We start from the raw sequence: 23,562 nt of genomic DNA, 5'->3' as shown, positions 1-23,562 counted from the left end.
CGTGACGGGGCCTTCTCCGACAGGGCGTCTTCGATTTATCGACAAAACTTGACAAGTTTTGCCTACAACTGCGACCGATGAACACTCCCACCGCGATCGACCCTGACGACTTCGAGCGCCTGCTCAGCCGGAACATCAAGCTGCCCCTGATCGGCGGTGTGTTCGGTGCCGTGGTGTTCGTGGGGTTGATCCTGTTCCTGCTCAACACCATCGGCTGGGTCGAGCACACCGACCGTGTCACCCGCGCCGCCAGCGAGTTGCAGCGCCGCACCATCGACATGGAAACCGGCGTGCGCGGCTTCCTGATCACCGGTGAGCGGAGCTTTCTGGAGCCCTATCAAAGCGCCCTGACCCGCCTCAAGGGCGATACCGTCGGGCTGCGCAACCTTGTGTCGGACAACCCCCAGCAGGTGGAGCGCATCGATCGCCTCGCCACGCTGCAGACAGCCTGGCTCGAATTTGCCAACGGCATGATTGCCGCGCGCGACGCCAGCAGCGGCACGCAAACCGCCATGCGCCTCGGCGACGAAAAGCGGCTGATGGACGACATGCGCGCCGAGTTCACCGCCTTCATGGAGACCGAGCAGGCCCTGCGCTTCCAGCGCAACAACGCGGCCAACAGCACTGCCTGGTGGGTCGTCGGGCTGTTCCTGCTGTTCACCTTGAGCTTCACCGGGTTGATGGCCTACTTCGGGCGGCGCCAGCTGGTGCTGCTGTCCGACAGCTACGACGTGGTGCTGAAGGAACAAGCTGCGCACGCCGAACGGCTCGCTCACGAGGCCTGGTTGCGCAACGCGCAGACCGGGCTGGTGGGCGAGCTGGTCGGCGAACTCAGCGCGCCGGACATGGGCCGCAAGGTGCTCGCGTTCTTCTCGCGCTACCTGGGCGCCTCGGTTGGCGCCATGTACGTGCGTGAGCGCCATGGCCCGCTGCGCCGGGCGGCGAGCTACGGCTTTTCGAGCGCGGCCGAGGCCACGCCGCAGGTTTTCTCCCCTACCGAAAGCCTGGTGGGCCAGGCGGCTGCCGAGCGCCGGCGCATGCTGATCGACCCGGTCGATGCCGACTACCTGAAGGTCAACTCGGGCCTTGGCGAGATGGCGCCCAAGGCCGTGCTGCTGGTACCCGTTGCAAGCAGCGGCATGGTCAACGGCGTGGTCGAGCTTGGCCTGCCAGGCGCGCTGGACGACCGCGGCAGCCAGTTGATCGACCTGGTGGCCGACGACATCGGCACCTCGCTGGCGGCGGCTCGCTACCGCGAGCAGCTGCAGGAGGTGCTCGGCGAAACCCAGCAGCTCAACGAGGAACTGCAGGTGCAGCAGGAAGAGCTGCGCACCGCCAATGAAGAACTGGAAGAACAGTCGCGCGCCCTGCGCGCCTCGCAGGCCATGCTGGAGAACCAGCAGGCCGAACTGGAGCAGACCAACAGCCAGCTCTCCGAACGCACCGAGGCACTGGACCAGCGCAACACCGCGCTGCGCCGCGTGCAGCGCGACCTCGAAGACCGCGCCGACGAACTGCAGCGCGCAAGCCGCTACAAGTCGGAATTTCTCGCCAACATGTCGCACGAGCTGCGCACGCCGCTCAACAGCGCGCTCATCCTCGCCAAGCTGCTGGGCGACAACCCGCAGGGCAATCTCTCCCCGGAGCAGGTGAAGTTCGCGGAGTCGATCTACTCGTCGGGCAACGATCTGCTGGTGCTGATCAACGACATCCTCGACATCGCGAAGGTCGAGGCCGGCAAGCTCGAAGTGGTGCCCGAAGACGTCACGCTCGCCAAGCTGGGCCGCAGCCTGGAGAGCACGTTCAGTCCGCTTGCGATGCAGAAGAACCTGAGCTTCAAGCTCGAAGTGCGGCCCGATGCACCGGCCTCGCTGGTCACCGACCGGCAGCGGGTCGAGCAGATCCTGAAGAACCTGCTGTCGAACGCGATCAAGTTCACCGAGCGCGGCGAAGTGGCGCTGACGGTCTCGCCGGCCGCTGATGGCGGCGCCACCTTCGCGGTGTCCGACTCGGGCATCGGCATCGATCCGCAGCAGCACGAGCTGATCTTCGAAGCCTTCCGCCAGGCCGACGGCACGACCAGCCGACGTTACGGCGGCACCGGGCTGGGCCTGTCGATCTCGCGCGACCTCACGCAGCTGCTGGGCGGCACGCTCACGGTGCAGAGCGAGCCGGGCCAGGGCAGCACCTTCGTCCTGCAACTTCCGGCAAAGGCACCACAGGCTTCGCCGGCAGCGCTTCAGCCATCGGCGGTCTACACGCCCCGGCCCGCGCAGGCGCCATCCGTTGCCTCGCTGGCGCCGAAGCCCCCTGCCCCGGTGCCCGCACCGCAGTTCGCCGACGACCGCTCCATCCCGCGCGACCAGGTGCGCCGCGTGCTCGTGATCGAGGACGAGCCGCAGTTCGCGCACATCCTCTACGACCTGGCGCACGAGCTGGGCTACCGCTGCCTGGTGGCGCACGGCGCGGCCGATGGCTTCGAACTGGCCACGCAGTTCCTGCCCGACGCGATCCTGCTCGACATGCGCCTGCCCGACAGCACCGGCCTCGACGTGCTGCAGCGGCTGAAGGATTCGCCGCACACGCGCCACATTCCGATCCACGTGGTGTCCGCCGCCGAAGGCGTACAGGGTGCGGCGCTGCAGATGGGCGCAATCGGCTATGCGCTGAAGCCGGCCACGCGCGACGAGCTGATGAAGGTGTTCGGCCGGCTGGAGGAAAAGCTCACGCAGAAGGTCAAGGTCGTGCTGCTGGTGGAAGACGACGAGCTGCAGCGCGAGAGCGTCATCAGGCTGATCGGCGACGACGACATCGAGATCGTTGCCGTCGGCTCCGGCGAAGAAGCGCTGGAGCTGCTGCGCACCCGCGTGTTCGACTGCATGATCACCGACCTGAAGCTGCCCGACATGCAGGGCAGCGAGCTGCTCAAGGCCATGGCGGCGGAAGAAATCGTGTCGTTCCCGCCGGTCATCGTCTACACCGGGCGCAACCTCACGCGCGACGAAGAAGCCGAGCTGCAGCGCTACTCGCGCTCGATCATCATCAAGGGCGCGCGCTCGCCCGAACGCCTGCTCGACGAAGTGACGCTGTTCCTGCACAAGGTGGAGGCCGAGCTTTCGAGCGAGCGCCGGGGCATGCTGAAGACGGCGCGCGGACGCGACCGCATCTTCGAGGGCCGCACCATCCTGCTGGTGGACGACGACGTGCGCAACATCTTCGCGCTGACCAGCGCGCTGGAGCAGCGCGGCGCCATCGTGGAGATCGGCCGCAACGGCCGCGAGGCGCTGGAGCGGCTCGACCAGGTGAGCGAGATCGACCTCGTGCTGATGGACGTGATGATGCCGGAGATGGATGGCCTGGAAGCCACGCGCCGCCTGCGCGGCGACCCGCGCTTCGAGAAGATGCCAGTAATCGCCATCACCGCCAAGGCCACCAAGGACGACCGCGAGCAATGCCTTGCCGCCGGCGCCAACGACTACCTTGCCAAGCCTGTGGACCTGGAGCGCCTGTTCTCGCTGCTGCGGGTGTGGATGCCGAAGATGGAGCGCCTGTGACAACACGCCACGGCACCTCGAAGACCGCCACGCATATGCCGCCGCTGCATCCGCTGAGCGACACGGAGATCGAGCTGCGCCTGCTGATGGAGGCGATCTACCTCAAGTACAGCTACGACTTCCGCGACTACACGGTGGCCTCGCAGAAGCGCCGCGTGCTGCACGCGCTCGACCAGCTCGGGCTGCCGAGCATCTCGGCGCTGCAGGAGCGGGTGCTGCGCGACCCGTCGCTGTTCGGCCAGCTGCTGCAGTTCCTGACGATCCCGGTGAGCGAGATGTTCCGCGACCCGGCCTACTTTCTGGCCTTGCGCCAGCATGTGGTGCCGATTCTTCACACCTACCCGTCCGTCAAGGTGTGGGTGGCGGGCTGCAGCACGGGCGAGGAAGTGTTCTCGCTGGCCATCCTGCTGCGCGAAGAGGGCCTGCTCGCGCGCACGCAGATCTACGCCACCGACATCAACCCCGCCTCGCTGGAGAAGGCGCGCCAGGGCATCTTTCCGCTGGAAGCGATCCGCGGCTACACCACCAACTACCAGCGCGCGGGCGGACGCGGCGAGTTCTCCGACTACTACACCGCCGCCTACGACGCCGCGCGCTTCGACCCCTCGCTGTGCGCCGGCGTGATCTTTGCCGACCACAGCCTGGCAACCGACAGCGTGTTCGCGGAAACGCAGCTGGTGTCGTGCCGCAACGTGCTGATCTACTTCAACCGGGAGCTGCAGGACCGGGCGCTGGGCCTGTTCCACGAGTCGCTGTCGCACCGCGGTTTTCTCGGGTTGGGCTCGAAGGAGAGCATCGACTTTTCGGGCTACTCCGACCGCTTCGACACGCACGCGCGCGTCGAGCGCATCTACCGCAAGAAGGCCGCATGACGGGCCACATGCAGCGCCACCTTCGCCCCCCCGTTCGCAAGCGCGTCGACGCCGTGGTGCTGGGCGCCTCAGCCGGCGGCATCGATGCGCTCTCCACGCTGCTGCACGACCTGCCCGCAGGCTGGCACATTCCGATGGCCGTGGTGCTGCACCTGCCCGGGGATCACGAGAGCCATCTCGCCGAGATCTTCGCGCAGCGACTGCCGATCCCGGTGCACGAGGCCAACGACAAGATGCCGCTGGCGGCCGGCAGCCTGTACTTCGCGCCGCCCGGCTACCACCTGTCGATCGAGCGCGAGCGCACCTTCTCGCTGAGCTGCGAGCCGCCGGTGCTGTTCTCGCGGCCGTCCATCGACGTGCTGATGGGCTCGGCCGCAGACGTCTACGGCCCCGCCCTTGCCGGCTTCTTGCTGACCGGCGCGAACGACGACGGCGCCGAAGGCCTGCACCGCATTCATCTGGCCGGCGGACTCACCGCCGTCCAGGAACCGAAAGAAGCTCTTATTCCAACCATGCCCCAAGCCGCCATTGCGCGCCACATTCCCGACTACGTGCTCCCCCTGCGCGAACTGCGCACGCTGCTGCTCCAGTTGGAGGCCGCCCATGAACATTGACATCGAAAGCAAGCTGCTGATCGTCGATGACCTGCCGGAGAACCTGCTGGCACTGGAGGCGCTGATCCGCGCCCCGGGGCGCCTCGTGTACCGGGCCGACTCGGCCGATGCGGCGCTGACGCTGCTGCTGGAGCATGAATTCGCGCTCGCCATCGTCGACGTGCAGATGCCGGGCATGAACGGCTTCGAGCTGGCCGAGCTGATGCGCGGCACCGAGCGCACGCGGCACATTCCCATCATCTTCGTAAGCGCCGCCGGGCGCGAGCTGAACTACGCCTTCCAGGGCTACGAGAGCGGCGCGGTCGACTTCCTGCACAAGCCGCTCGATCCGCACGCGGTGGTCAGCAAGGTGAACGTGTTCGTCGACCTGTACCAGCACCGCAAGGCGCTGCGCCACGAAATGGAATCGCTCGCGGCTGCGCACAAGAAACAGGAAGAGCTGGTGCAGCAGCTGCAGCAGACGCAGCACGAGCTGGAACGCGCCGTGCGCATGCGCGACGACTTCATGTCGATGGTGTCGCACGAGCTGCGCACGCCGCTCAACACGCTCTACCTCGAAGCGCAGCTGCGGCAGCTGCATCTGTCGAAAGGCAACCTCGCCAACTTCACGCCCGAGCGGCTACCCACGATGATCGAGCGCGACCAGCGGCAGATCCGCAACATGGTGCGGCTGATCGACGACATGCTCGACGTCACCCGCATGCGGCGCGACGCGCTGTCGATCAAGACCACACCGGTGGACCTCGCGACGCTGGCGCAGGCGGTGGTCGAGAGCCTGCGGCACCAGGCCGAGGCCGCGGGCTCGGTCATCACGCTCGCGGCGCCGGCCGAACTGCGCGGCGAATGGGACGAGTTCCGCATCGAACAGGTGCTGACCAACCTGCTGACCAACGCGCTGCGCTACGGCGGCGGCAAGCCGGTCGAGATGGTCGTGCAGCAAGTGGGAAACACCGCGCAGGTGGCCGTACGCGACCAGGGCATAGGCATTGCGCCCGAAGACCAGGGCCGCATCTTCGAGCAGTTCGAGCGCACCGACGACAGCCGCAAGCACGCCGCGGGGCTGGGCCTCGGGCTCTACATCACGCGCAAGATCGTGACCCTGCACGGCGGGCAGATCGGCGTGGAAAGCGCACCGGGCGAAGGCTCGCGATTCGTGGTCGACCTGCCGCTGCAACCACCGGCGCCCCCGGCCGACACCCAAAAGGAGACACCTCTGTGAACGTGCTGATCGTCGACGACAACAAGGCCGCGGCCGATCTGCTGCAGGAGCTGCTGAGCCTGCACGACCACACCGCGCGCTGTACCTACACCGCTCAGCAGGCGCTCGACGCGGCAGCGGCCGAAAGCTTCGACGCCGCGCTGATCGACCTCACGCTGCCCGACCTTCCGGGCACCGAAGTAGCACGCCGGCTGCGCGCGAGCACGGCGGAAGGCACGCCGAAGCTGCTGGTCGCGATCTCGGGTTTCTCGGCGCAGGATGCGGGCGGCAAGGCGGCCGAGGGGCTGTTCGACCACCATCTGCAGAAGCCGATCGACATCGACGAGCTGGGGCGAATCCTGGCACAGACCTGAGCCTGGCGAGTCACTTCGCCGGAGCGAGCTCTCCGTACCAGTAGGCCGCGGTGACGCCGCCGTCCATGAGAAAGTCGCTGCCGGTGATGAAGCCGCCGTCCGGCCCCAGCAGCAGCGCGCCGACGGTACCGACCTCGTCCGGCGTGCCACCGCGCTTGGCGGACGACGCTTCGATCATGCGCCGGTAGCCTTCGCCGCGAGGGCCTGTCAGTTCGTCTCTTGCGAGCGGCGTGAAGATGATGCCGGGGCTGATGGTGTTCACCCGGGCGCCACGCTTGCCCCATCGCACGGCCTCCGCCATGACCCGCAGGGAATTTCCGCGCTTGGAAAGTTGGTACGCGTGCAGGGAGTCTTTCACCTGCTCGGGCTGAAGCATCGGCAGCGCAAGCAAGTCTTCTGTCGGCGTCGTCGCGAGAGCCGCATTCTGTTCAGGGCTCAACGCCGGCAAGCGGTGTCCTGACTGCGACGCGATGACGACGCCAGCGCCGCCTTCCGCGACAACGTTGCCGAACTCTTCCAGGACGAGCGCGGTGCCGTACAGGTCGACCTTGAGGATCGCGGCCGGCGATGCCTGCGAAGGAGAAACGCCCGCAGCGTGGATCAGGCCGGTGACGCTGCCAAGCGCGGTGGCCGTCTCCACGAGCGCATGGACCGAGGCGCGCGAAGACACGTCCACGACTGCCGTGCTCACTTCGAAGCCGGCATCCGCGAGCACCTTGGCCGCTGCGTCGGCCCCCTCCTGCCGCAAGTCGGCGAGCAGAACGTGCTTGCCCGCGCTGACACGGCGGGCGATGGCCTGGCCGATGGACCCAGCTCCGATGACAACAACTACTTGGGTCATGATCAATTCCTTTTGCTCGGCGTCAGTCGTCATCGCTCAGCGGCCGACGAGCTTTTGTCGATCCGCCGAATAGCGGTCGCCGTGAACCTGAACACCCGAGACGGCCGCCTCGATTTCCTTCAGGTCTTCCGGCAACAACACGACAGAGGCGGCGCCGGCGTTTTCCTCGAGGCGGAGCAACTTCGTCGTGCCGGGAATCGGCACGATCCACGGCTTTTGGGCGAGCAGCCAGGCAAGTGCAAGCTGGGCAGGCGTGACCTGCTTGCGCGCGGCGATCTCCGCCAGAACATCGACCAGGGCGCGATTCGCCTGGCGCGCCTGCGGTGCAAAACGAGGCACTGTGCTGCGGAAATCTGTCGCGCCGAACGATGTCTGCGCGTCGATCGCTCCCGTCAGGAAACCCTTTCCGAGCGGACTGAATGGCACAAAGCCGATGCCCAGTTCCTCCAGCAGCGGAAGAATCTCTTTCTCCGGCTCGCGCCACCACAGGGAATATTCGCTCTGAAGGGCGGCGATCGGCTGAACCGCGTGCGCGCGGCGAATGCTGTCGACGCCGGCCTCGGAAAGACCGAAGTGCTTCACCTTGCCTTCGCGGATCAGGTCTTTCACGGCGCCCGCCACGTCTTCCATCGGAACCTGCGGATCGACACGGTGCTGATAGAACAGATCGATGCGGTCGGTGCGCAGGCGCTTCAGCGCCTCGTCGGCCACCTGCCGGATCCGTTCCGGCCGGCTGTCGAGGCCCTTGCCGGCGTCACCCTCGCGAAACCCGAACTTGGTCGCGATCACGACCTGGTCACGCACAGGTTCCAGCGCTTCCCCGACCACGCTTTCGTTGACGAAGGGCCCATAGACTTCCGCCGTGTCGAAAAACGTGATCCCGCGTTCGAAGCCCGCGCGGATGAGCTTGACCGCTTCGGCCGTGCCGGTCGCCGGCCCATAGCCGAAGCTCAGGCCCATGCAGCCGAGACCGAGGGCCGAAACGTTGAGGCCGCCGCGGCCCAGTTGACGTGTTTTCATGGTGTGTGTCCTTGTCGCTAACCGATCACAAGAACTTTAGGCAGCCTGCTTGCCAATGACTAGACTGCTGGATCGACATGTACCTAGAAGACAGGCTAATCAATGGCACGCTTCGACGACTTGGCCAGTTTTGCAGCCGTGGTGCGCGCAGGCAGTTTCACGCGCGCGGCGGCCCAGCTTGGGGTGACGCAGTCCGCGCTCAGCCAGACCGTCCGCGCGCTGGAGCGCCGCCTCGACCTGAAGCTGCTCAACCGGACCACGCGCAGCGTCGCGCCCACGGAAGCGGGCGAACGCCTGTACCAAGCCGTCGGCCCGCGTTTCGAGGACATCGAAGCAGAACTCGCCGTTCTGGGCGAGATGCGCGGCAAGCCCGCCGGCATGGTCCGCATCACGGCGACCGAACACTCGATGCGAACCTTGATCTGGCCCAGGCTTCAACCATGGCTGCCCCTGTACCCCGACATCAAGGTGGAGATCAGCGGCGACAACCGCTTCACCGACATCGTTGCCGAGCGCTTCGACATCGGCGTGCGACTGGGCGGCGACGTGGCCAAGGACATGATCGCCGTACGCATCGCGCCCGACATGCGCATGACCGTGGTGGGCAGCCCCGACTACTTCTCGCGCCACCCCCGGCCGTCTACCCCGCAGGATCTGACCCTGCACGACTGCATCGGATTGCGCCTGGCATCCCACGGCGGCCTTCTGAAATGGGAATTCACGCGGCGCCGGAAAGGCGTCAACGCGCACGTCACGGGCCGGCTCGTCTTCAACTCGAGCGAGCTGATCGTCGCCGCAGCGCTGTCCGGGCACGGGCTGGCATGGCTGCCCTCCGACCTCGTCGAGAAACACATCGAGGCAGGCCGGCTGGTGCCGGTACTCGACGATTGGGCGGCAACCTTTGACGGGTATCACGCCTACTATGCCGGCCGACGCGCTTCGCCAGCCTTGATGCTCGTCGTGGAGGCGTTGCGGCCTCCGGAAACTCAGCGCCTCTTGCTGCGCCCCTTGTAGCTGCGCATGGCCTCGTAGCGGTACACGCGGAATCCGTCCTTCTGCAAGAAGCTGACCGGCTCCCAGCCGCGTGCGAGCGCGCAGTCGGTGATCTGCGCCATCTGCACGCCGAGGTAATCCTGCAGGCTGTCGGCCACCGCGAGCTCGAACTTCTTGAGCTCGCGGTCCAGCGATTCCAGTGCCGCGATGGCGGCCTCGACGCTGGTGAAGGGGCGCACGTGCGTCACGGCCTTGCTGCGCGCCAGTGCGGGCGCCTCGGGAGGGTCCGCGCTGAAGTTCACGCTGGCCCCACCTTCCATGCCGTTGAGGCCGCCGATGGCGGCCATGCTGCTCATTGCGTTCATGTCATGAACCCCATATCGCGCGGATAGCTGATGCCACTCGGCGCAGTCACGTTGTTGAAATTCTTCAGGTTGGGCAGGATGCCGTTGAGGTCCGCGTCAGGCACGCCGAACCACTTGGCCAGCGTGGCCGCGTATTGGTCGACCGAGGTGGTCGGCAGCAGCCGGCCCTGGCCGACGTGCCACTGGTCGTCGTCGGCGGCAGTGTTGCCGATGCTCACCGGCGGTGGCGTGCCGTAGAACGCCTTGCCCTTCACGGCATTGACACCGCCGACCACGAAGTGATGGCTGCCCCAGCCGTGGTCGGAACCATTGCCGTTGCTCGAAAGCGTGCGGCCGAAGTCGGAGGCGGTGAAGGCCGTCACCTTGTCGTCGATGTCCAGAGCTTTCATCTGCCGCTGGAAGGCAAACATGGCCTCGGACAGCCGCAGCATCAGGCCGCCCTGCTTCGTGTCGAGGTCGTCGTGCAGGTCGTAGCCGCCCATGGAAACGAAGAACACCTGGCGCTTCACGCCCAGCGAGACGCGCCCTCGAATGAGGCGGGCCACCATCTTGAGCTGGTCGGCCAGGTTGTTGCCGGTGGGAAAGTTGCCGTTCAGGTCGTCGGGCTGGATGGCGGCGGTGATCTTGCCTTCCGCCTCGACCGCGCGCAGCGTGACCTTGTTGTATTCGTTCTCCAGCGTGTGACTGCGCGCCTGCTGCGCCAGCTGCTGCATGGCCGCCTTGACCGCCGACGAGCCGTAGACGTTGCCCGTGGCGCTGCTCACGCTGTTGATGCGCACCGCGCCGCGCGTGCCAACCTGGTACTGCAGCGCCTCGTCGCCCGACAGGAACACCGCGTTGCCCGCCACCGAGACGCAGGTGAAGAGCGACGCATTGCGCTGCCCGGCCAGCATCAGGTCGCCGAGGTTACCGCCCCAGCCGATGGTGGAGCCCTCGGGCGAGGACGACTGCCAGATCGACTGCTGGTCGTTGTGCGAGAACAGCTTGGGCGGAATCGGGAAGTCCTTGCGGTTGGAGCTGTTGAACTGCGCGCGCGTGAGTGGCTTGACCAGCGGGCCGACGTTGAGCTGCACTGCCATCCTGCCCTCGTCGAACAGCGTCGCGAGCTTGGTCATCGCCGGGTTCAGCGCGTACTTGCGTCCGTTGGCTAGCGAGACGGCGGGCTTGAGCTCGGTGGCCGCGAGCGCGGCATCGGACGGCAGCGCGATCGCGCCGCGGATGGCGCTGTACTTCGCGTAGCTGTCGGCGTCGTAGTTGACGAGGGTGTTGGCGTAGTCGTTGCCGCCGAACAGGAAGACGCAGACCAGCGCCTTGTAGTCGTCACCGGGCGCGGCCTGCGCAGCGGCTTCACCCATGGCGGCGAGGTTGAGCGCGAACGGCAGCGCGGTGCCGGCCATCGCGAGCTGGCCCGTGCGGCGCAGGAAGGCGCGGCGCGAATGCTGGGCAGGATTTATCAGGTGCATGGTCGGTTCGCTCCGGCTTCTTCTTTATTACTTCTGGACAAGGTATTCGGGCGAGCCCATCACCAGCAGCACGCCGGCGCAGATGAGGTCGAGCTTGCGGGCGTCGGTGGTGGGGTTCAGCAGCGGCGCCTTGGTCAGCGCGTCGGTGATCAACGCCACGGTGGCGGCCGACAGCTGGTTGCCCGTGAGCAGCAGGTTGAGCCGCCGCACCAGCGCGGCGGGATCGGTCACCAGCGTCTTCTCGGCCGCGTAGTTCGCCACCACGTCCTTGCTGTTGAAGCCGTTCTGCAGAATGCCCTGCATGAAATTGAGGTAGCCGCCCACGCTGGTCTCGTTGACCAGTTGGAACTCGGGCGCCACCAGCTTGTTGCTGGCGATGGCGGTAGAGGGCGGCACGTAGCCGGGCCGGAAGAAGTTGAACACCGAGGGCGAGCGCAGCGGACACTGGCCCAGGCTCTGGCTCGTGTCGGAGGTGTTGCCGATCGCCCAGGTGTCTTGCGCCGAGCCGATGCCGAAGGTGCGGCCCCATTGCACGAGCCGCAGCATAGGTTCGCGCAGGTGGCCGAAGTTCGGGTCGGAAAGACCGGTGGGGCCGCGTGCCTCGTCGTCGAGCAGCACAGCCGCAAATACGCTCTTCATGTCGCCGCGCACGCCCGCGCCGTTGTTGGCGAAGATGTCGGCCACGCGCTTGACGTAGGCCACGCTGGGGTTGCTGGTAACCAGCCGCTGGATGAGCTGGCGACCGATGAAGGGACCGACGTTCGGGTGGTTGAAAAGCGTGTCGAGCGCGATCTTCAATGCCGCCGGACCGGGTGTGCCGGCGGGCACGGCGGCGCCGAGGAAGCGCGCTTCGAGCATCGAGTGATTACCCGCCGTATACGCCATGGGGCGCGTGGTCCAGGCGTTGGTCTCGATGCGGCTGCTTGCAGCGGGCGGAAGAAAGGCGTTGCGCTCCGCGGAGCGGATGTCGAGGTCGTAGCCGGTGAAGACGCGCGCGAGGTTCGACACGTCGCTCTGCACGTAGGTTTCGAGCGGCTGGCCGTCGGCGCCGGTCTTCACCGTGCCGTCGGCTTCGAGCTGGTACAGGCCGATGGTCATGAGCTGCATGACTTCGCGCGCGTAGTTCTCGTCGGGCTGCCGGCCCGAGGCGTCTTCCTTGCGGTTGCCGCGGGTGTTGAGGTAGAAGCCCATCGCGGGGTTGAGCGAGACGTCTTCCAGCAGCTGGCGGAAGTTGCCGGTGACGCCGTTGGCCAGTGTGTCCCAGTACTGGGCCATCATGGCGGTGGGCCAGCTCGACCCGATCTCGGTGCCCGAGACCACGAAGATTTCGCTGAGGGCCAGTGCCATGCGCTTGCGCACCGGGTCGGCTGCGACCATGAGCTGGCGCCAGATCATCGCGTCGGTGTCGACGGTGCCGTAGGTCTTGCCGTTGACCCATTCCCAGGCCGTGGGCTCGCGCGTCGCGCTGAACTGCTCGCTGAGCCACGGCATGTAGCCCTTGGCGCGCACTGCGGCGACCTCTGCGTCCGAGGCCGAGAACTGCGCTTGCAACAGGAAGCGCGCGGCCTCCGCGTCGTTCTGCGCCTGGGTGTAGTGATAGGGGCCGGTGTCGGGCTGCTCGCCCGGATTGGGGCTGCCGCCGATGGGGAAGCCGAAGCCACCGGAAGAGCCGCCTCCTCCTCCGCCACCACCGCATGCGGCCAGTGCCGCCGCGATGGAGAACGCAGCCGCGGCCTTCAGGGGCCGCGTTGTTTCATCGATTGCCGCCGTCGTTCTTGTTGCTGCATACGCAGGCGGCGCAGTAACGCGCATCACCTCGTCGACCGGGCTTGCGCAGCCGGCCTCGAACTGTTCCACCATGTTCCTCGCTCCTGCGGCGCATCAACGCCGGTCGAGCAATCAAGGCAAGCGGCATGCCCTGTGAAAAACAGCTGGACGGGTGTCTAAAACTGGCGAAGTCACCACATAAATGTGTGCCAATGTGACTTTTTAGTCACCCCTTGAAACAAAATTGGCATGCCAGCACGCATGCCAATGTTTCAGCAAACATTCAGGTGACAGTGCCAGTCGTCAGTCGCGCTCGTCGTCCCAGCCGTTCGGCGGACGATAGGGATAGCCGGGGCCGTAGTAGATGCGGCCGGGCGGCGGGCTGTAGATGGGCGCCGGGCGGTAGTACACCGGTGGCGGCGGCCGGTAGTAGACCGGCGGAGGTGGCTCGTAATAGATGGGGGCCGGATACGGATAGACCGGCGGGGGTGCGTAGTACGGCGCCGGGTAGCCGCCGGCGACATAGCCGGGCGTGCCGATCTGCACTGACCAGCTTCCGCGCGCGTTGGCGGCACCCGCCGCCAGCAATGCACCGGCAACGACGGCACCGATTGCGGCCCACTTGAAAACAGAAGATTGATGTTTGAAGTTCACTGAGGCTCCAAGGCCAAGGGCGGACAGCGCCCAGGTTGATACGCAACGCCCGACGTGTACCCGTGGTGCACCCGTCACCGCGAAGGCTGGTTGCCAAACGTCACTGCCGCGCGGTGCATTGCAACCAACGCTCAACCCGCGATTTCGCGACGCGACAACATCACGTCGCCGCTGTTCGTGTTGAAGGCGATGGTCGGCGCGCTGAAATCGCTGAGCGGCGCGCCCAGGCCGATTTCACCGCGGCCGTGCAGCACGCACTCTTCGCGCCGCAGGGCAATCTCGGTGCTCGGCCCGCCATTGCCATGGAAGCGCACCCAGGTGCCATAGGTGCTGACGTCGATCAGCACGCAACTGCCCTGCCGCAACTCGATGCGCGCATGCAGCCGCGAGACGCGGGGGTCGTTGACCACGAACTGCGCGTCGTCGACGCGACCCAGATGAATCGGGAGCTCTTCGGTGCGGAACATCGACCGCACGTCGAGCCAGGCCAGCTCGATCTGGCCGAAGGAAGAATCCGGCATGCGCAACGGGGCGAGCGCGGCGGGCACGGTGAGGAAGCTCGTCACCTCCTCCTGCCAGTCGATCCGGTGCACGACCGACATCTCGCTTCGACCCCGGATGTTGATGAGGCCCAGGTCGCGGTGCTGCACCGCGCCTTCGCGCAATTGGGAAATGACGGCGTCGGTCACCCAGATCTGGCCGGGGCCGGCCAGGTCGCTCAGGCGCGAGGCCAGGTTGACGGCGTCGCCGTAGCAATCGCCCTCGACCTCGACCACCTCGCCGCTGGCCACGCCGATCTGCAGCGCCATGCGCAACGGCGCCGGCCATGCGAGCAGGCGCTTCTGGTGATAGCGCTGCAGCTCGACGACCGCGTGCGTGGCGGCGGCGCCGCTGGTGAAGATGGCGAACACACCGTCTCCGAGCGACTTCACCACCCGTCCGCCGTGCGCCTGGCACACGCCGCCGATCCATTGCGTCAGCCGCGTCACGGTCTCGGTGGCTCGAGCATTCCCCATGGCCTCGAAGACCCTGGTGCTCCCCGTCAAGTCCGCGAATACGACTGTGGAATTGACACCCATACTGTTGTGATTCTCGATTTCTATCGCAGGTTGTAAATGCTCAGGGCATACGTTCATTTACGCACGGGAGAAACGGTCTTCGCACCTATCGTGTTGACCATATAGGTATACGCCGCGGGCAACGGAGCAGATGCAAGAGGGGCATTCCTCAATTTGTAGTACTTTGGATTACAAAATACAACGTCTGTTAAATACGCTAAGTAAAGCGTGTTGTTTACAAACAAGAAACACCGTTTCAGATCTTGTGAAATGGTTAACTGAGGCTTAAGGTAGCGGCCGTTCTGGCTTCCGGCAATACGCTTTTCGTCCCCATGCTCTTCCGCCGCATTCTTCGTCTGCTGAACGTACCCGGCTTCGGATCCCGCCAGGCGACGGAAAGTCAGCTGGGGCGCATTCGCATGGCGATGCTGTCGGTGCTCCAGGGCCATGGCGGCCACTCGGTGCAGCGCGTGAGCCAGCGCGTGCGCTTTGCGGCCGATGTCGAAGCCCTCTGGTACCTGCGGCAGGACGTGATGATGGCGTTGAGCGCCATCGACGGTGAAACCGCCGCACGCCGCCAGATGAAAACCATCAACAGCATGTTCAAGGGCGGATTGCCCGGTTCGATGGGGCCTCGCGCGCATCAGCGCTTTACCAACAACAACGGTTGAAGTTGCGACGGCCCTTCGGGGCCGTTTTCTTTTTCCTGCTTTCTCCCCCCATTGCCGGGTCAGTGGCCGTGATGATGATGGTCATGGCCGTGATGATCGTCATGCGCTGGCGTGTGACGATGACCCCAGACGAGAAAGACATCGCGCCCCTCCGCCGCCATCGACACCTTCGCACCCACGGGCAGTAGCACCTTCGTGGGCACATGGCCGAACGGCAGTCCCGCCAGCACGGGCACCTTGAGCGATGCGCGCAGCCGGTCGATCACCGTGTTCAGGCCAAAGCCCCGGTCGTAGCCCGGCGCCTTGCGAATGCCCGTGAATTGCCCGAACACGATGGCGCGCTGGCGCGCCAGCACACCGGCCATCTTCAACTGGTCGAGCATGCGTTCGATACGGTACGGGTGCTCGTTGATGTCCTCGATGAAGAGCACGCCCTTGTCCACCACGGGAAAGTACGGCGTGCCGATCAGGCTGGCCAGCACGCAAAGGTTGCCGCCCCACAGCACCGCGTCTTGCACGGGCTTGAACTTCAGGTCTGCATCGCGCGCCGGCATGCGCCAGCCGGTGCCTTCGCCCTGCCCCGTAACGAGGTCGTCGAAGCAGGCTTCCATGATGTCGTCAGCGCCGGCCTCGGCACCGAAGTCTTCGCCGACCGCAGGGCCCGACCAGGTCACGGCGCCGGTCTTGACCAGCAGTGCGTTCTGCAGTGCGGTGAAGTCGCTGCAGCCGACGAACTCGGTGCCCTTGTCGATCGCCTTGGCCACGGCCTTGTACGGAATGGCGTCGAGGATGCGCGTGAGGCCATAGCCACCGCGTGAAATGAGCGCCACGTCGGCGCCACTCGCGGCCGCGCGTGAAATCGCGGCGAGCCGCGTGGCGTCGTCACCCGCAAAGCGTTGATGCACCGAGAGTGCCGCATCGTCGACTTCGACTTCATGGCCCAGTGCCTTGAGCCGCTTCACGCCGCGCCGGAAGGCGGCCTTGTCGCGCACCGCGCTGGAGGGGGAATAGATGTAGATGTGTTTGGTCACGTGTTCGAGTATCCCATTGCGTTTCGCGCCTGCAGCACGAACGTTCGGGCTTGCATCAGCGTTGGTCCCGACGATGTGGCGATGGGGCCGAGCGCGCGCAGCGCGGCTTCGTAGCCACGGTCGGGGAAAGGTGCGCGCCATGCGTCTTCGATGTGCTCGTAGCCCTCAGATACGACGAGCGCCGCCGCGAAGCGTTCAGGTGCCGCGGCCATCAGCAGCGCGGCCAGGTCGGCGGCGGCCGCGCTGTGCGCGAGCACCATGGTCGCCGGTGCGGGCTGCACGCGGGCCAGCCATTCGAGCAGCACGTCGCGGTGCCATTCGAGGCGATGCGGTGCTTCGCGCTTTGGCTTGTCGCTCTTGCCGAAGCCGATCAGGTCAGGCACGAGCGTGCGCAGCCCGGGCAGGCCCGCGAGATGCCGGAAGAAGTAGCCCCATTCGCCGGGGCCGTGCAGGCACAGGCAGCAGGCGGCGTCGCCACCTTCATCGATGTAGTGCATGCGCCAGCCCTGCTGGCTCGGCAGGTCCTGCACGTACTGCGGTGCGAAGCTGTAGCCGGCCAATGCGTCGAAGCGTTCCGCTGGCGTGCGCAACGCATCGTCGCGCAAGGGCTCGGCCTGTGCGCGCGCGGCGCTTCGGCGTTGCTGGAAGAAGGCCTGCAGCACTGCAGCGCATTCCTGCGCCAGCACGCCGCCCTGCACCTGCGTGTGATGGTTCAGCCGCGGCTCGGCGAAGAGATCGAGCACCGAGCCGGCCGCGCCGGTCTTCGGATCGGCCGCGCCATACACGACGCGCGCCAGGCGCGAATGCAGCATGGCACCCGAACACATCGCGCAGGGCTCGAGCGTGACGAACAGCTCGCAGCCGTCGAGCCGGTAGTTGCCAAGCGCAGCGGCGCCAGCGCGCAGCGCGTTGATCTCGGCATGCGCGCTCGGGTCGTGCTGCGCGACCGGCGTGTTGCGCCCCGTCGCGATCAGCTGGCCATCCTTGACCAGCACCGCGCCGACGGGCACCTCGCCTGCCTCGGCGGCAAGCCGCGCCTGGGCGAGCGCGAGCGCCATCCAGTGCTCGTCTTTCGCCGCCAGCGTTGGAAGGGCCTCAGTTGTCATCCGGCATCTGCCGCGCCTTCGCCGCCGCGTCGAGCGCTTCCTTGACTTGCTGCTGCACCTGCTGCGCCTGATCGCGCGCATTCGCAGGCGCTTCGCCGGCGGCCGGTGCGACAACGCCGGGCACGGCCGGCCGCGTGGAAGAAGCCATGCTCGTCATCTGCTTCTTCGCGACCAACCCGACGATCACCAGCGCCAGCACAAGGCCGATCAGCCCGAACGCGCGCATCTCAGCGTCCTTCCGCCACGGTTGCCGCGGCGTTCATGCCGAGGCGATCCATCCACACGGCAAGCGCCTGCTCGTCCGGCGTGCCTGCGCTGTAGACCGCATGCATTGCCGCATGCGACTCGCGGCGATGCTGGTTGAGCTTGATCTTGCATTGCAGCGCCGTCACGCGCAACTCGAAGCCGACGATGCCGGCCAGCATCTTGAGCTGGAATTCCTCGCCCAGGTCGCGCCACTGCTGCGCGTAGGCGGGCTCGTGCTCGCCGATGAGCTTCTTGAGCAGTGTGTCCTTGTCGGACGGCTCCTCGATCAGCCGGGCCTCGACCGTGCAGTGCACGGCCAGGTAGTTCCACGTCGGAACGCGGGCCAAGTCGGGATAGACCGAGGGCGAAAGGTACGAGTGCGGACCGAGAAAGGTCACTGCCGCCTTGGACCGCGCCTGCAGATAACGCCAATGCGGATTGGGCTTGGCGCAATGGCCCCACAGCACAAGCTCATCGCCCTCTCGCTGCTCAGCCACCAGTGGCAGGTGCGTGACGTACGGCAGTCCGTCGTCGTCGTTCGAGATCAGACTCGCGAACGGGTGCGAGCGCATCAGTTCCAGCGCGATGGCCGGGTCCTTGGCATTGAACTGCGGGGGCATGTACATGGGGCGGTTTCCTCGTGGAGAAACGCCATTGTCCCCGAGCCGCCTATCTTGCGCGCGGAGCTTCCAGCAGTTTCACCATGGCGATGTAGCCACGCGCCTTCGCCAGCTGCAGCGGCGTGTTGCCCTGGCGGTCGGTCAGCTTGAGATTGGCGCCAGCCTCGACCAGCGCGGCCAGCGTGCGCTGGTGGCGTGGGCCGCCGTCGCCGAGCACGATGGATTCGATCACTGCCGTCCAGTGCAGGTTGTTGACATGGTCGAGCGGCGCGCCGGCGGCAATCAACTTGCGCACCACCTCGTCATGCCCGAGGTGTGCCGCCGCGATCAGCGCCGTGCCGTCGTAGCGGCTCGTTGTCTGCCCGGGCTTGGCACCGAGCGAAAGCAGCAGCGAGAGCGTCGCGGCATCGTCGGCCACGGAGGCGATGGTGACCGCGTCGTAGCGGTCGTCTTCGAGCAGGTCGAGGTTGGCGCCGGCCTTGGCCAGCAGCTTGATCGCCTCGCGCTGCCGAGCATGCGTGGCGACATGCAGCGGCGTGCGACCGCGCGTGTCGCGCGCATCGAGATTGGCGCCCGAGGCGATCAGCGCCTTCAGCTTTGGCAGGTCGCCATGCCACGCAGCCTGGTGCAGCCCTTCGTAGGCCAGCACCTCGGCCGCCAGCGGCGGCACCTGGGCGAGCGCGCCTACCGTCACGCCCAACCCGAGCGCAGCCGCCAGCACCCCCGACCAGATACCGCGCGCCACCATCAGAGCAGACCTTTGACCTTCTCGAGCGCCGCGTTGGCGCACTGCTCATCGAGGTGGCCGCCGGGCGCGCCGCCCACGCCAACCGCGCCGATCACTTCATTGCCCGACTTGATCGGCACACCGCCACCCAGCACCAGGAAGCCCGGCAGGTACACCAGGTTGGCGGCGGCCGGGTTCTTCTGTGCGCCTTCCATCATGGCCTGCGTCGGGCTCTTGGCCGAAGCCGAAGTCCAGGCCTTGCGCTCGCTCGATGCCAGCGTGTGCGGGCCGGCGTTGTCGGCGCGCTGCACGGCACGCACGGTCCCGGCGCGGTCGACCACGGTGGCCGCCACGTTGTAGCCGTTGGCAGCGCAGGCCGCCACGGCTTCGGCCGCGATCTGGTTGGCCAGCACGAGCGACATGTTCTTTTCGGTGCGCACCGCAGGTGCGGGCGTCTGGGCCTGGGCGACGGAAGCGGCGAGCAGAACGGCGAGGCCGCCGAGGCGAAGGATGGATTGCATTGTTCGTTTTCTCCAGTGAAACGGGTGGTTGCGCCGGCTGTTGCCGACAGCTGCGCCACTGTAGAAAACATGCGCCGCCGCAGCCATTCGTACGGCTACGCCCGGCACTCCGTAGAACTACGGAGCGCTGTCCACCAGCACGGCATAGCGCCGGATCAGCTGCGCGAGCGAATCGCAGTCGAGCTTGGCGAACAGGTTGGCGCGGTGCGTCTCGACCGTGCGCGGCGACAGCGCCAGCGTGCGCGCGATCTCCTTGTTGGTGAGCCCCTGCACGATGAAGGCCAGCACCTCGCGCTCGCGCTCCGACAGTTGCGCCACCCGCTCGCGCGCCGCGTTGTCGGCCTGCGAGCGTTGGCGCGAGCGCACGTGCTGCCGCACCGCCTGCTGCAGCGCCTCAAGCAGTTGCTCGTCGTCCACCGGTTTTTCGAGGAACTCCGCTGCCCCGGCCTTGAAGGCGCGGCGGCACATCTCGACCGTGCCGTGGCCCGTCAGCATGATCACGGGCTGGTCGACACCCTGCGCCACCAGCCGGTCGAGCACCGTAAGACCGCTGATACCGGGCATGCGCACGTCGAGCACGATGGCGCCCACGCTTGCGCGATCAAAGCCGTCGATGAAGACCTGCGGGTCGGCCCAGGCCTGCACGCGCAGGCCGACCGTGCCGATCAGCAGCGACAGGCTGTCACGCACCGCCTGGTCGTCGTCGATCAGGTGGACCAGCGGGGATTGCGGCTGATGGGTGCTCGGTATGTTCATTGAGACGGCGCAACAAGCGGAAGCAGCAAGGTGAAGCGCGCACCGCGCGGCGAGGCATTGGCCGCGCTCAGGCTGCCGCCCATGCCGCTGGCCAGCGTTTCGCTGAGGCTCAGGCCGAGGCCCAGCCCGCCTTCGCGTGTGCTGAAGAAAGGTTCGAAGAGGCGCGGCAGGGCTTCGGGGGCGATGCCGCGTCCGTTGTCGGTCACGGTCAGCACGCCCTCCTGCCCATTGCGGCCGACGGATACGACGAGGCGCCGCTCGGCCGCCGGCACGAGGTCGAGCGCCTGCAGCGCGTTCATCAGCAGGTTGTGCACGATCTGTTCGAGCGCCACCGCCTCGGCCTGTACGCGCACCGGCGCCTGCGCAGTGGCATCGAACTGCGCGGTGATCGCGTGTTTGGTGAACTCCGGCACCAGCAGGTGCATGGCGCTGCGCACTACCTCCTGCAGCACCAGCGGCTTCGCTTCTTCGCCACCCGCCTCAGGCCGCTCGATGACGCGGCGAAGGCGCCCCACCACACCGGCCGCGCGGCGTGCCTGCTCCACGGCCTGCCCCATCGCGTCGCGTGCCGTGGCCAGGTCGGGAGGGTCGTCGTCGAGCAGGCGGCGCGCAGCCTGCGCGTTGGCCAGCACAGCCGTGAGCGGCTGGTTGAGTTCGTGCGCCAGGCCGGCCGACAACTCGCCCAGCGCATTGAGCCGCGCGACCTGCCCGAGCCGCAGCAGTTCTTCGGCCCGCCGCCGCGCAACCCGCTGGCGCTGCGCGGCCCACAGGCCCGCCAGCAACACCGCAATCGCCACGGCCCAGCCGGCGATGCCACGCCACGGCAGTTCTCCCCAGCCCACCTGCCGCTCGGCAACGAGGCCGAACGGCTGGCTCGGCGACGCCAGTGGCTTTGTCAGGTCGAAGCGCCAGCCATTCGCGGCCGGCACGCCCGGTTGCAGCACCAGTTGCTGGCCGTCGCGCTGCAGGCTCAGCCGCACGGGGCTGCGCTGCGGGTTCATAGGCCAGTCGCGCCACGGCACGGAGCCGGCCAGGTCGATGTCGAGTGCATAGCTGAACGGTGTGGCGCCGATCACCAGCACGTAGCGGCCGTGGGCCAGGTCGAGAATCGCCAACTCTGCGCGCTGCTGGCTGCGCGAGCGCGCCTCCGCCGCGGCCAGTGCGCTGGCCTGCGCGCTGTCTGCCCAGGGCTCATCACGGTCGCGCCGCTGCACGCGCAGGATCGACGAGTACACGGACGGCAGCCGCTGCTCCGGATGGTCCGCGCCGGTGCTCGGCTCCAGCAGCGCAAGCGTGGCCAGCACCGCGTCGTACTGCACCATCTGCTGGCTCATGAGCCGGTGCGCGATGCGCACGTCAGTCTCGAAGTCCTGATGCATCTGCGCCAGCTCTGCGCGCGCGATCCACACCGCGCCCACGGCGGTGAGCGCCAGCCATGCCAGCCACCAACCACCCTGCGTACGCAACCACTGTTTCATGGCGCGGATTGTGCCCGGCGCGGCAGGCGCCTTCGATGTTGGCCCAGAATGCGGGTCCAGACATGGCTGAAGTACAGGACTCCCTTTTCCCCGAACTGCCGCGCCCTCAAGAGGCGGCTGCGGCCCCCGCCCCCGAGCCACCCGCGAAAAAGAAATCGCGCACCGGCACGGTCGAGCCCGCGCCCACCGACCCGGAGCTGGTCGAGCTCGCCGCAGCACTGCCGCCCAAGCTGCGGCTAGGCACCTCGTCGTGGAGCTATCCGGGTTGGGCCAACCTGGTGTGGGACGGCGAATACGCCGAGACCGTGCTGTCGAAAAACGGCCTCTCCGCACTGGCGAAGCACCCGTTGTTCCGCACCGTGAGCCTGGACCGCAACTTCTACCGCGCCCTCACAGCCAGCCAGTACGCACGCTACGCGGCCATGGTGCCCGACGACTTCCGCTTCGTGGTGAAAGCGCCGAGCCTTGTCACCGATGCCACCGTGCGCGATGAAAGCGGACGCGGCATGCAGGCCAACCCCGTCTTCCTCAGCAGCGAGATCGCGCGGCAGGAATTCGTGCTGCCCGCGCTCGAAGGCCTGGGCCATCGCATCGGCGTGCTGGTGTTCCAGCTGAGCCCGATTCCCGGGCACATCCTCGCCGACCAGCCCGCGCTGCTCGCGCGCATCGCGGCAATGCTCGAATCGCTGCCCGACCTCACATCGGTCGCGCCCGACGCGGTAGTAGCCGTCGAGGTGCGCGACCCGCAACTGCTGAACCCCGCCTTTGCCGAAATGCTGCGCAGCGTGCGCGCCACCTTCTGCATGGGCCTGCACGCCAAGATGCCCCCCATCGAAGAGCAATTGCCCATGCTGCGCGCGCTGTGGCCCGGCCCGCTGGTGTGCCGCTGGAACCTGCACCGACGCCACGGCCGCTTCGGCTACGAAGATGCGGAAAAGCTCTACGGCCCGTTCGACAAGATCGTCGACCCCGATCCCGAGACGCGCGAGGCACTGGCCAAAGTGATTGCGGGCACCACCCGTGCAGGCCAGAACGCCTTCGTCACCGTGAGCAACAACGCCGAAGGCTGCGCACCGCTGACCATCGCACAGCTGGCGCGCGACCTCACCGGCCTGACGTCGCGTTAGCCGATGTTCTGCTTGGCAGCGACCGTCATCTCGACCTCGACGGTCGCATTCTTCGGCAGCGCATAGACACCGACCGCCGTGCGCACATGCACGCCGGCATCGCCAAACACGCGGTGCAGCAGGTCGGATGCGGCATCGGCCACCTCGCTCTGCTGGGTGAAGTCGGCTGTGCACTGCACGAATACGCCGACGCGCAAGACCTTCTCTACCGCATCGAGAGAACCGAGCGCACGCCGCAGCAGCGCGAGGCTGCGCAGTGTGCTGATCTGCGCGCCTTCACGGGCCTTGTCGAGCGACACCGCGTCACCGACGCGGCCGGTAACCACCACCGTGGTGCCCACGCGCGGCACCTGGCCGCTGAGGTAGATCGTGCGGCCGTCGCGCACCAGCGGCACGTAGTGGCCGCCGGCGATGATTTCGCCGTCGAAGCTGTGGCCGAGCTCGGCGGCAATCTGGTCGGCGATCTGGTCCCGGGTCTTTTCTGCTGTCATGGCTGTTCCGTGAAG

24 protein-coding genes are annotated in these 23,562 nt (G+C 66.9%); 8 read left to right on the top strand and 16 right to left on the bottom strand.

The window, feature by feature from the left end:
* Positions 1-77: 77 nt before the first annotated feature.
* From ACZYSP_RS01520 to ACZYSP_RS01500, 5 genes are read left to right on the top strand one after another with little or no spacing between them, the layout of a single operon-like run.
* A complete protein-coding gene (locus tag ACZYSP_RS01520; RefSeq protein ID WP_093074516.1) occupies positions 78-3,554 on the top strand; it encodes a response regulator in 3,477 nt (1,158 codons plus the stop codon).
* Between the two features lie 35 nt (positions 3,555-3,589).
* Entirely contained in the window at positions 3,590-4,426 is an 837-nt protein-coding gene (locus ACZYSP_RS01515; protein ID WP_093075227.1) for a CheR family methyltransferase, read from the top strand.
* Positions 4,423-5,040, top strand: coding sequence for a chemotaxis protein CheB (locus ACZYSP_RS01510; protein WP_256216661.1), 618 nt, complete (start codon positions 4,423-4,425; stop codon positions 5,038-5,040). The genes ACZYSP_RS01515 and ACZYSP_RS01510 overlap by 4 nt, the downstream gene beginning before the upstream one ends.
* Positions 5,030-6,259, top strand: a complete 1,230-nt coding sequence (locus ACZYSP_RS01505) for a hybrid sensor histidine kinase/response regulator (protein WP_093074518.1) — start codon at positions 5,030-5,032, stop codon at positions 6,257-6,259. Before ACZYSP_RS01510 ends, ACZYSP_RS01505 begins: the two co-directional genes overlap by 11 nt.
* A complete protein-coding gene (locus ACZYSP_RS01500) occupies positions 6,256-6,612 on the top strand; it encodes a response regulator (RefSeq protein ID WP_093074520.1) in 357 nt (118 codons plus the stop codon). Before ACZYSP_RS01505 ends, ACZYSP_RS01500 begins: the two co-directional genes overlap by 4 nt.
* Positions 6,613-6,622: 10 nt before the next feature.
* Here ACZYSP_RS01500 and ACZYSP_RS01495 read toward each other — a convergent pair whose 3' ends face one another.
* A complete protein-coding gene (locus ACZYSP_RS01495; RefSeq protein ID WP_093074522.1) occupies positions 6,623-7,453 on the bottom strand; it encodes an SDR family oxidoreductase in 831 nt (276 codons plus the stop codon).
* A 36-nt stretch (positions 7,454-7,489) separates the two neighbouring features.
* Entirely contained in the window at positions 7,490-8,473 is a 984-nt protein-coding gene (locus tag ACZYSP_RS01490; RefSeq protein ID WP_093074524.1) for an aldo/keto reductase, read from the bottom strand.
* Between the two features lie 102 nt (positions 8,474-8,575).
* On the opposite strand from ACZYSP_RS01490, the gene ACZYSP_RS01485 reads away from it, so the two are divergent.
* Positions 8,576-9,487 (top strand): LysR family transcriptional regulator, encoded by a 912-nt coding sequence (locus ACZYSP_RS01485; protein ID WP_093074526.1) that lies wholly within the window; start codon positions 8,576-8,578, stop codon positions 9,485-9,487.
* Here ACZYSP_RS01485 and ACZYSP_RS01480 read toward each other — a convergent pair.
* The 5 genes from ACZYSP_RS01480 to ACZYSP_RS01460 all read right to left on the bottom strand — a co-directional run bounded on the left by ACZYSP_RS01480 (position 9,460) and on the right by ACZYSP_RS01460 (position 14,794).
* Positions 9,460-9,822, bottom strand: a complete 363-nt coding sequence (locus ACZYSP_RS01480; RefSeq protein WP_256216662.1) for a hypothetical protein — start codon at positions 9,820-9,822, stop codon at positions 9,460-9,462. The genes ACZYSP_RS01485 and ACZYSP_RS01480 overlap by 28 nt on opposite strands.
* 5 nt (positions 9,823-9,827) lie before the next feature.
* The gene (locus tag ACZYSP_RS01475; RefSeq protein WP_093054837.1) at positions 9,828-11,294 is read right to left on the bottom strand and encodes a DUF1501 domain-containing protein; all 1,467 of its coding nucleotides are present in this window, start codon (positions 11,292-11,294) and stop codon (positions 9,828-9,830) included.
* Between the two features lie 27 nt (positions 11,295-11,321).
* Positions 11,322-13,154 carry a DUF1800 domain-containing protein gene (locus ACZYSP_RS01470; RefSeq protein ID WP_489012827.1) on the bottom strand — a complete coding sequence of 611 codons (1,833 nt, stop codon included), beginning with the start codon at positions 13,152-13,154 and terminating at the stop codon, positions 11,322-11,324.
* A 210-nt stretch (positions 13,155-13,364) separates the two neighbouring features.
* On the bottom strand, positions 13,365-13,715 hold the full coding sequence (locus tag ACZYSP_RS01465; RefSeq protein WP_093054833.1) for a hypothetical protein: 351 nt from the start codon (positions 13,713-13,715) through the stop codon (positions 13,365-13,367).
* 131 nt (positions 13,716-13,846) lie between these two features.
* The gene (locus ACZYSP_RS01460; protein WP_093054831.1) at positions 13,847-14,794 is read right to left on the bottom strand and encodes an adenylate/guanylate cyclase domain-containing protein; all 948 of its coding nucleotides are present in this window, start codon (positions 14,792-14,794) and stop codon (positions 13,847-13,849) included.
* 311 nt (positions 14,795-15,105) lie between these two features.
* Here ACZYSP_RS01460 and ACZYSP_RS01455 point away from each other — a divergent pair, with 311 nt between their 5' ends.
* Complete coding sequence (locus tag ACZYSP_RS01455; protein WP_093074531.1) at positions 15,106-15,444, top strand: hypothetical protein; 339 nt, start codon at positions 15,106-15,108, stop codon at positions 15,442-15,444.
* Positions 15,445-15,503: 59 nt separating this feature from the next.
* On the opposite strand, the gene ACZYSP_RS01450 is transcribed toward ACZYSP_RS01455, so the two are convergent.
* The 8 genes from ACZYSP_RS01450 to ACZYSP_RS01415 form a co-directional block, all read right to left on the bottom strand.
* Positions 15,504-16,475 (bottom strand): LD-carboxypeptidase, encoded by a 972-nt coding sequence (locus ACZYSP_RS01450; protein WP_093074533.1) that lies wholly within the window; start codon positions 16,473-16,475, stop codon positions 15,504-15,506.
* Positions 16,472-17,581, bottom strand: coding sequence for a tRNA adenosine(34) deaminase TadA (gene tadA, locus ACZYSP_RS01445; RefSeq protein WP_093074535.1), 1,110 nt, complete (start codon positions 17,579-17,581; stop codon positions 16,472-16,474). The genes ACZYSP_RS01450 and tadA overlap by 4 nt, the downstream gene beginning before the upstream one ends.
* The gene (locus ACZYSP_RS01440) at positions 17,571-17,807 is read right to left on the bottom strand and encodes a hypothetical protein (protein ID WP_093074537.1); all 237 of its coding nucleotides are present in this window, start codon (positions 17,805-17,807) and stop codon (positions 17,571-17,573) included. Before ACZYSP_RS01440 ends, tadA begins: the two co-directional genes overlap by 11 nt.
* 1 nt (position 17,808) lies before the next feature.
* Positions 17,809-18,453 (bottom strand): FMN-binding negative transcriptional regulator, encoded by a 645-nt coding sequence (locus tag ACZYSP_RS01435; protein WP_093074539.1) that lies wholly within the window; start codon positions 18,451-18,453, stop codon positions 17,809-17,811.
* Positions 18,454-18,496: 43 nt separating this feature from the next.
* Positions 18,497-19,195: an ankyrin repeat domain-containing protein gene (locus ACZYSP_RS01430; protein ID WP_093074541.1), complete on the bottom strand. Its 699-nt coding sequence runs from the start codon at positions 19,193-19,195 to the stop codon at positions 18,497-18,499.
* Positions 19,195-19,695, bottom strand: coding sequence for a GlcG/HbpS family heme-binding protein (locus ACZYSP_RS01425; protein ID WP_093054817.1), 501 nt, complete (start codon positions 19,693-19,695; stop codon positions 19,195-19,197). Before ACZYSP_RS01425 ends, ACZYSP_RS01430 begins: the two co-directional genes overlap by 1 nt.
* Before the next feature lie 117 nt (positions 19,696-19,812).
* Complete coding sequence (locus ACZYSP_RS01420; RefSeq protein ID WP_093074543.1) at positions 19,813-20,451, bottom strand: response regulator transcription factor; 639 nt, start codon at positions 20,449-20,451, stop codon at positions 19,813-19,815.
* Positions 20,448-21,929 (bottom strand): sensor histidine kinase, encoded by a 1,482-nt coding sequence (locus tag ACZYSP_RS01415; RefSeq protein ID WP_489012826.1) that lies wholly within the window; start codon positions 21,927-21,929, stop codon positions 20,448-20,450. The genes ACZYSP_RS01420 and ACZYSP_RS01415 overlap by 4 nt, the downstream gene beginning before the upstream one ends.
* A 62-nt stretch (positions 21,930-21,991) precedes the next feature.
* On the opposite strand from ACZYSP_RS01415, the gene ACZYSP_RS01410 reads away from it, so the two are divergent.
* Complete coding sequence (locus ACZYSP_RS01410; protein ID WP_093074546.1) at positions 21,992-23,056, top strand: DUF72 domain-containing protein; 1,065 nt, start codon at positions 21,992-21,994, stop codon at positions 23,054-23,056.
* Here the strand turns inward: ACZYSP_RS01410 and ACZYSP_RS01405 are convergent.
* A complete protein-coding gene (locus ACZYSP_RS01405; RefSeq protein WP_093074548.1) occupies positions 23,053-23,547 on the bottom strand; it encodes a RidA family protein in 495 nt (164 codons plus the stop codon). The genes ACZYSP_RS01410 and ACZYSP_RS01405 overlap by 4 nt on opposite strands.
* Positions 23,548-23,562 lie beyond the last annotated feature (15 nt).

Source organism: Variovorax sp. F042 (genome assembly GCF_057814215.1).
The sequence above is the reverse complement of the archived record's forward strand: the minus strand, read 5'-3'. Positions and strand labels throughout refer to the sequence as shown.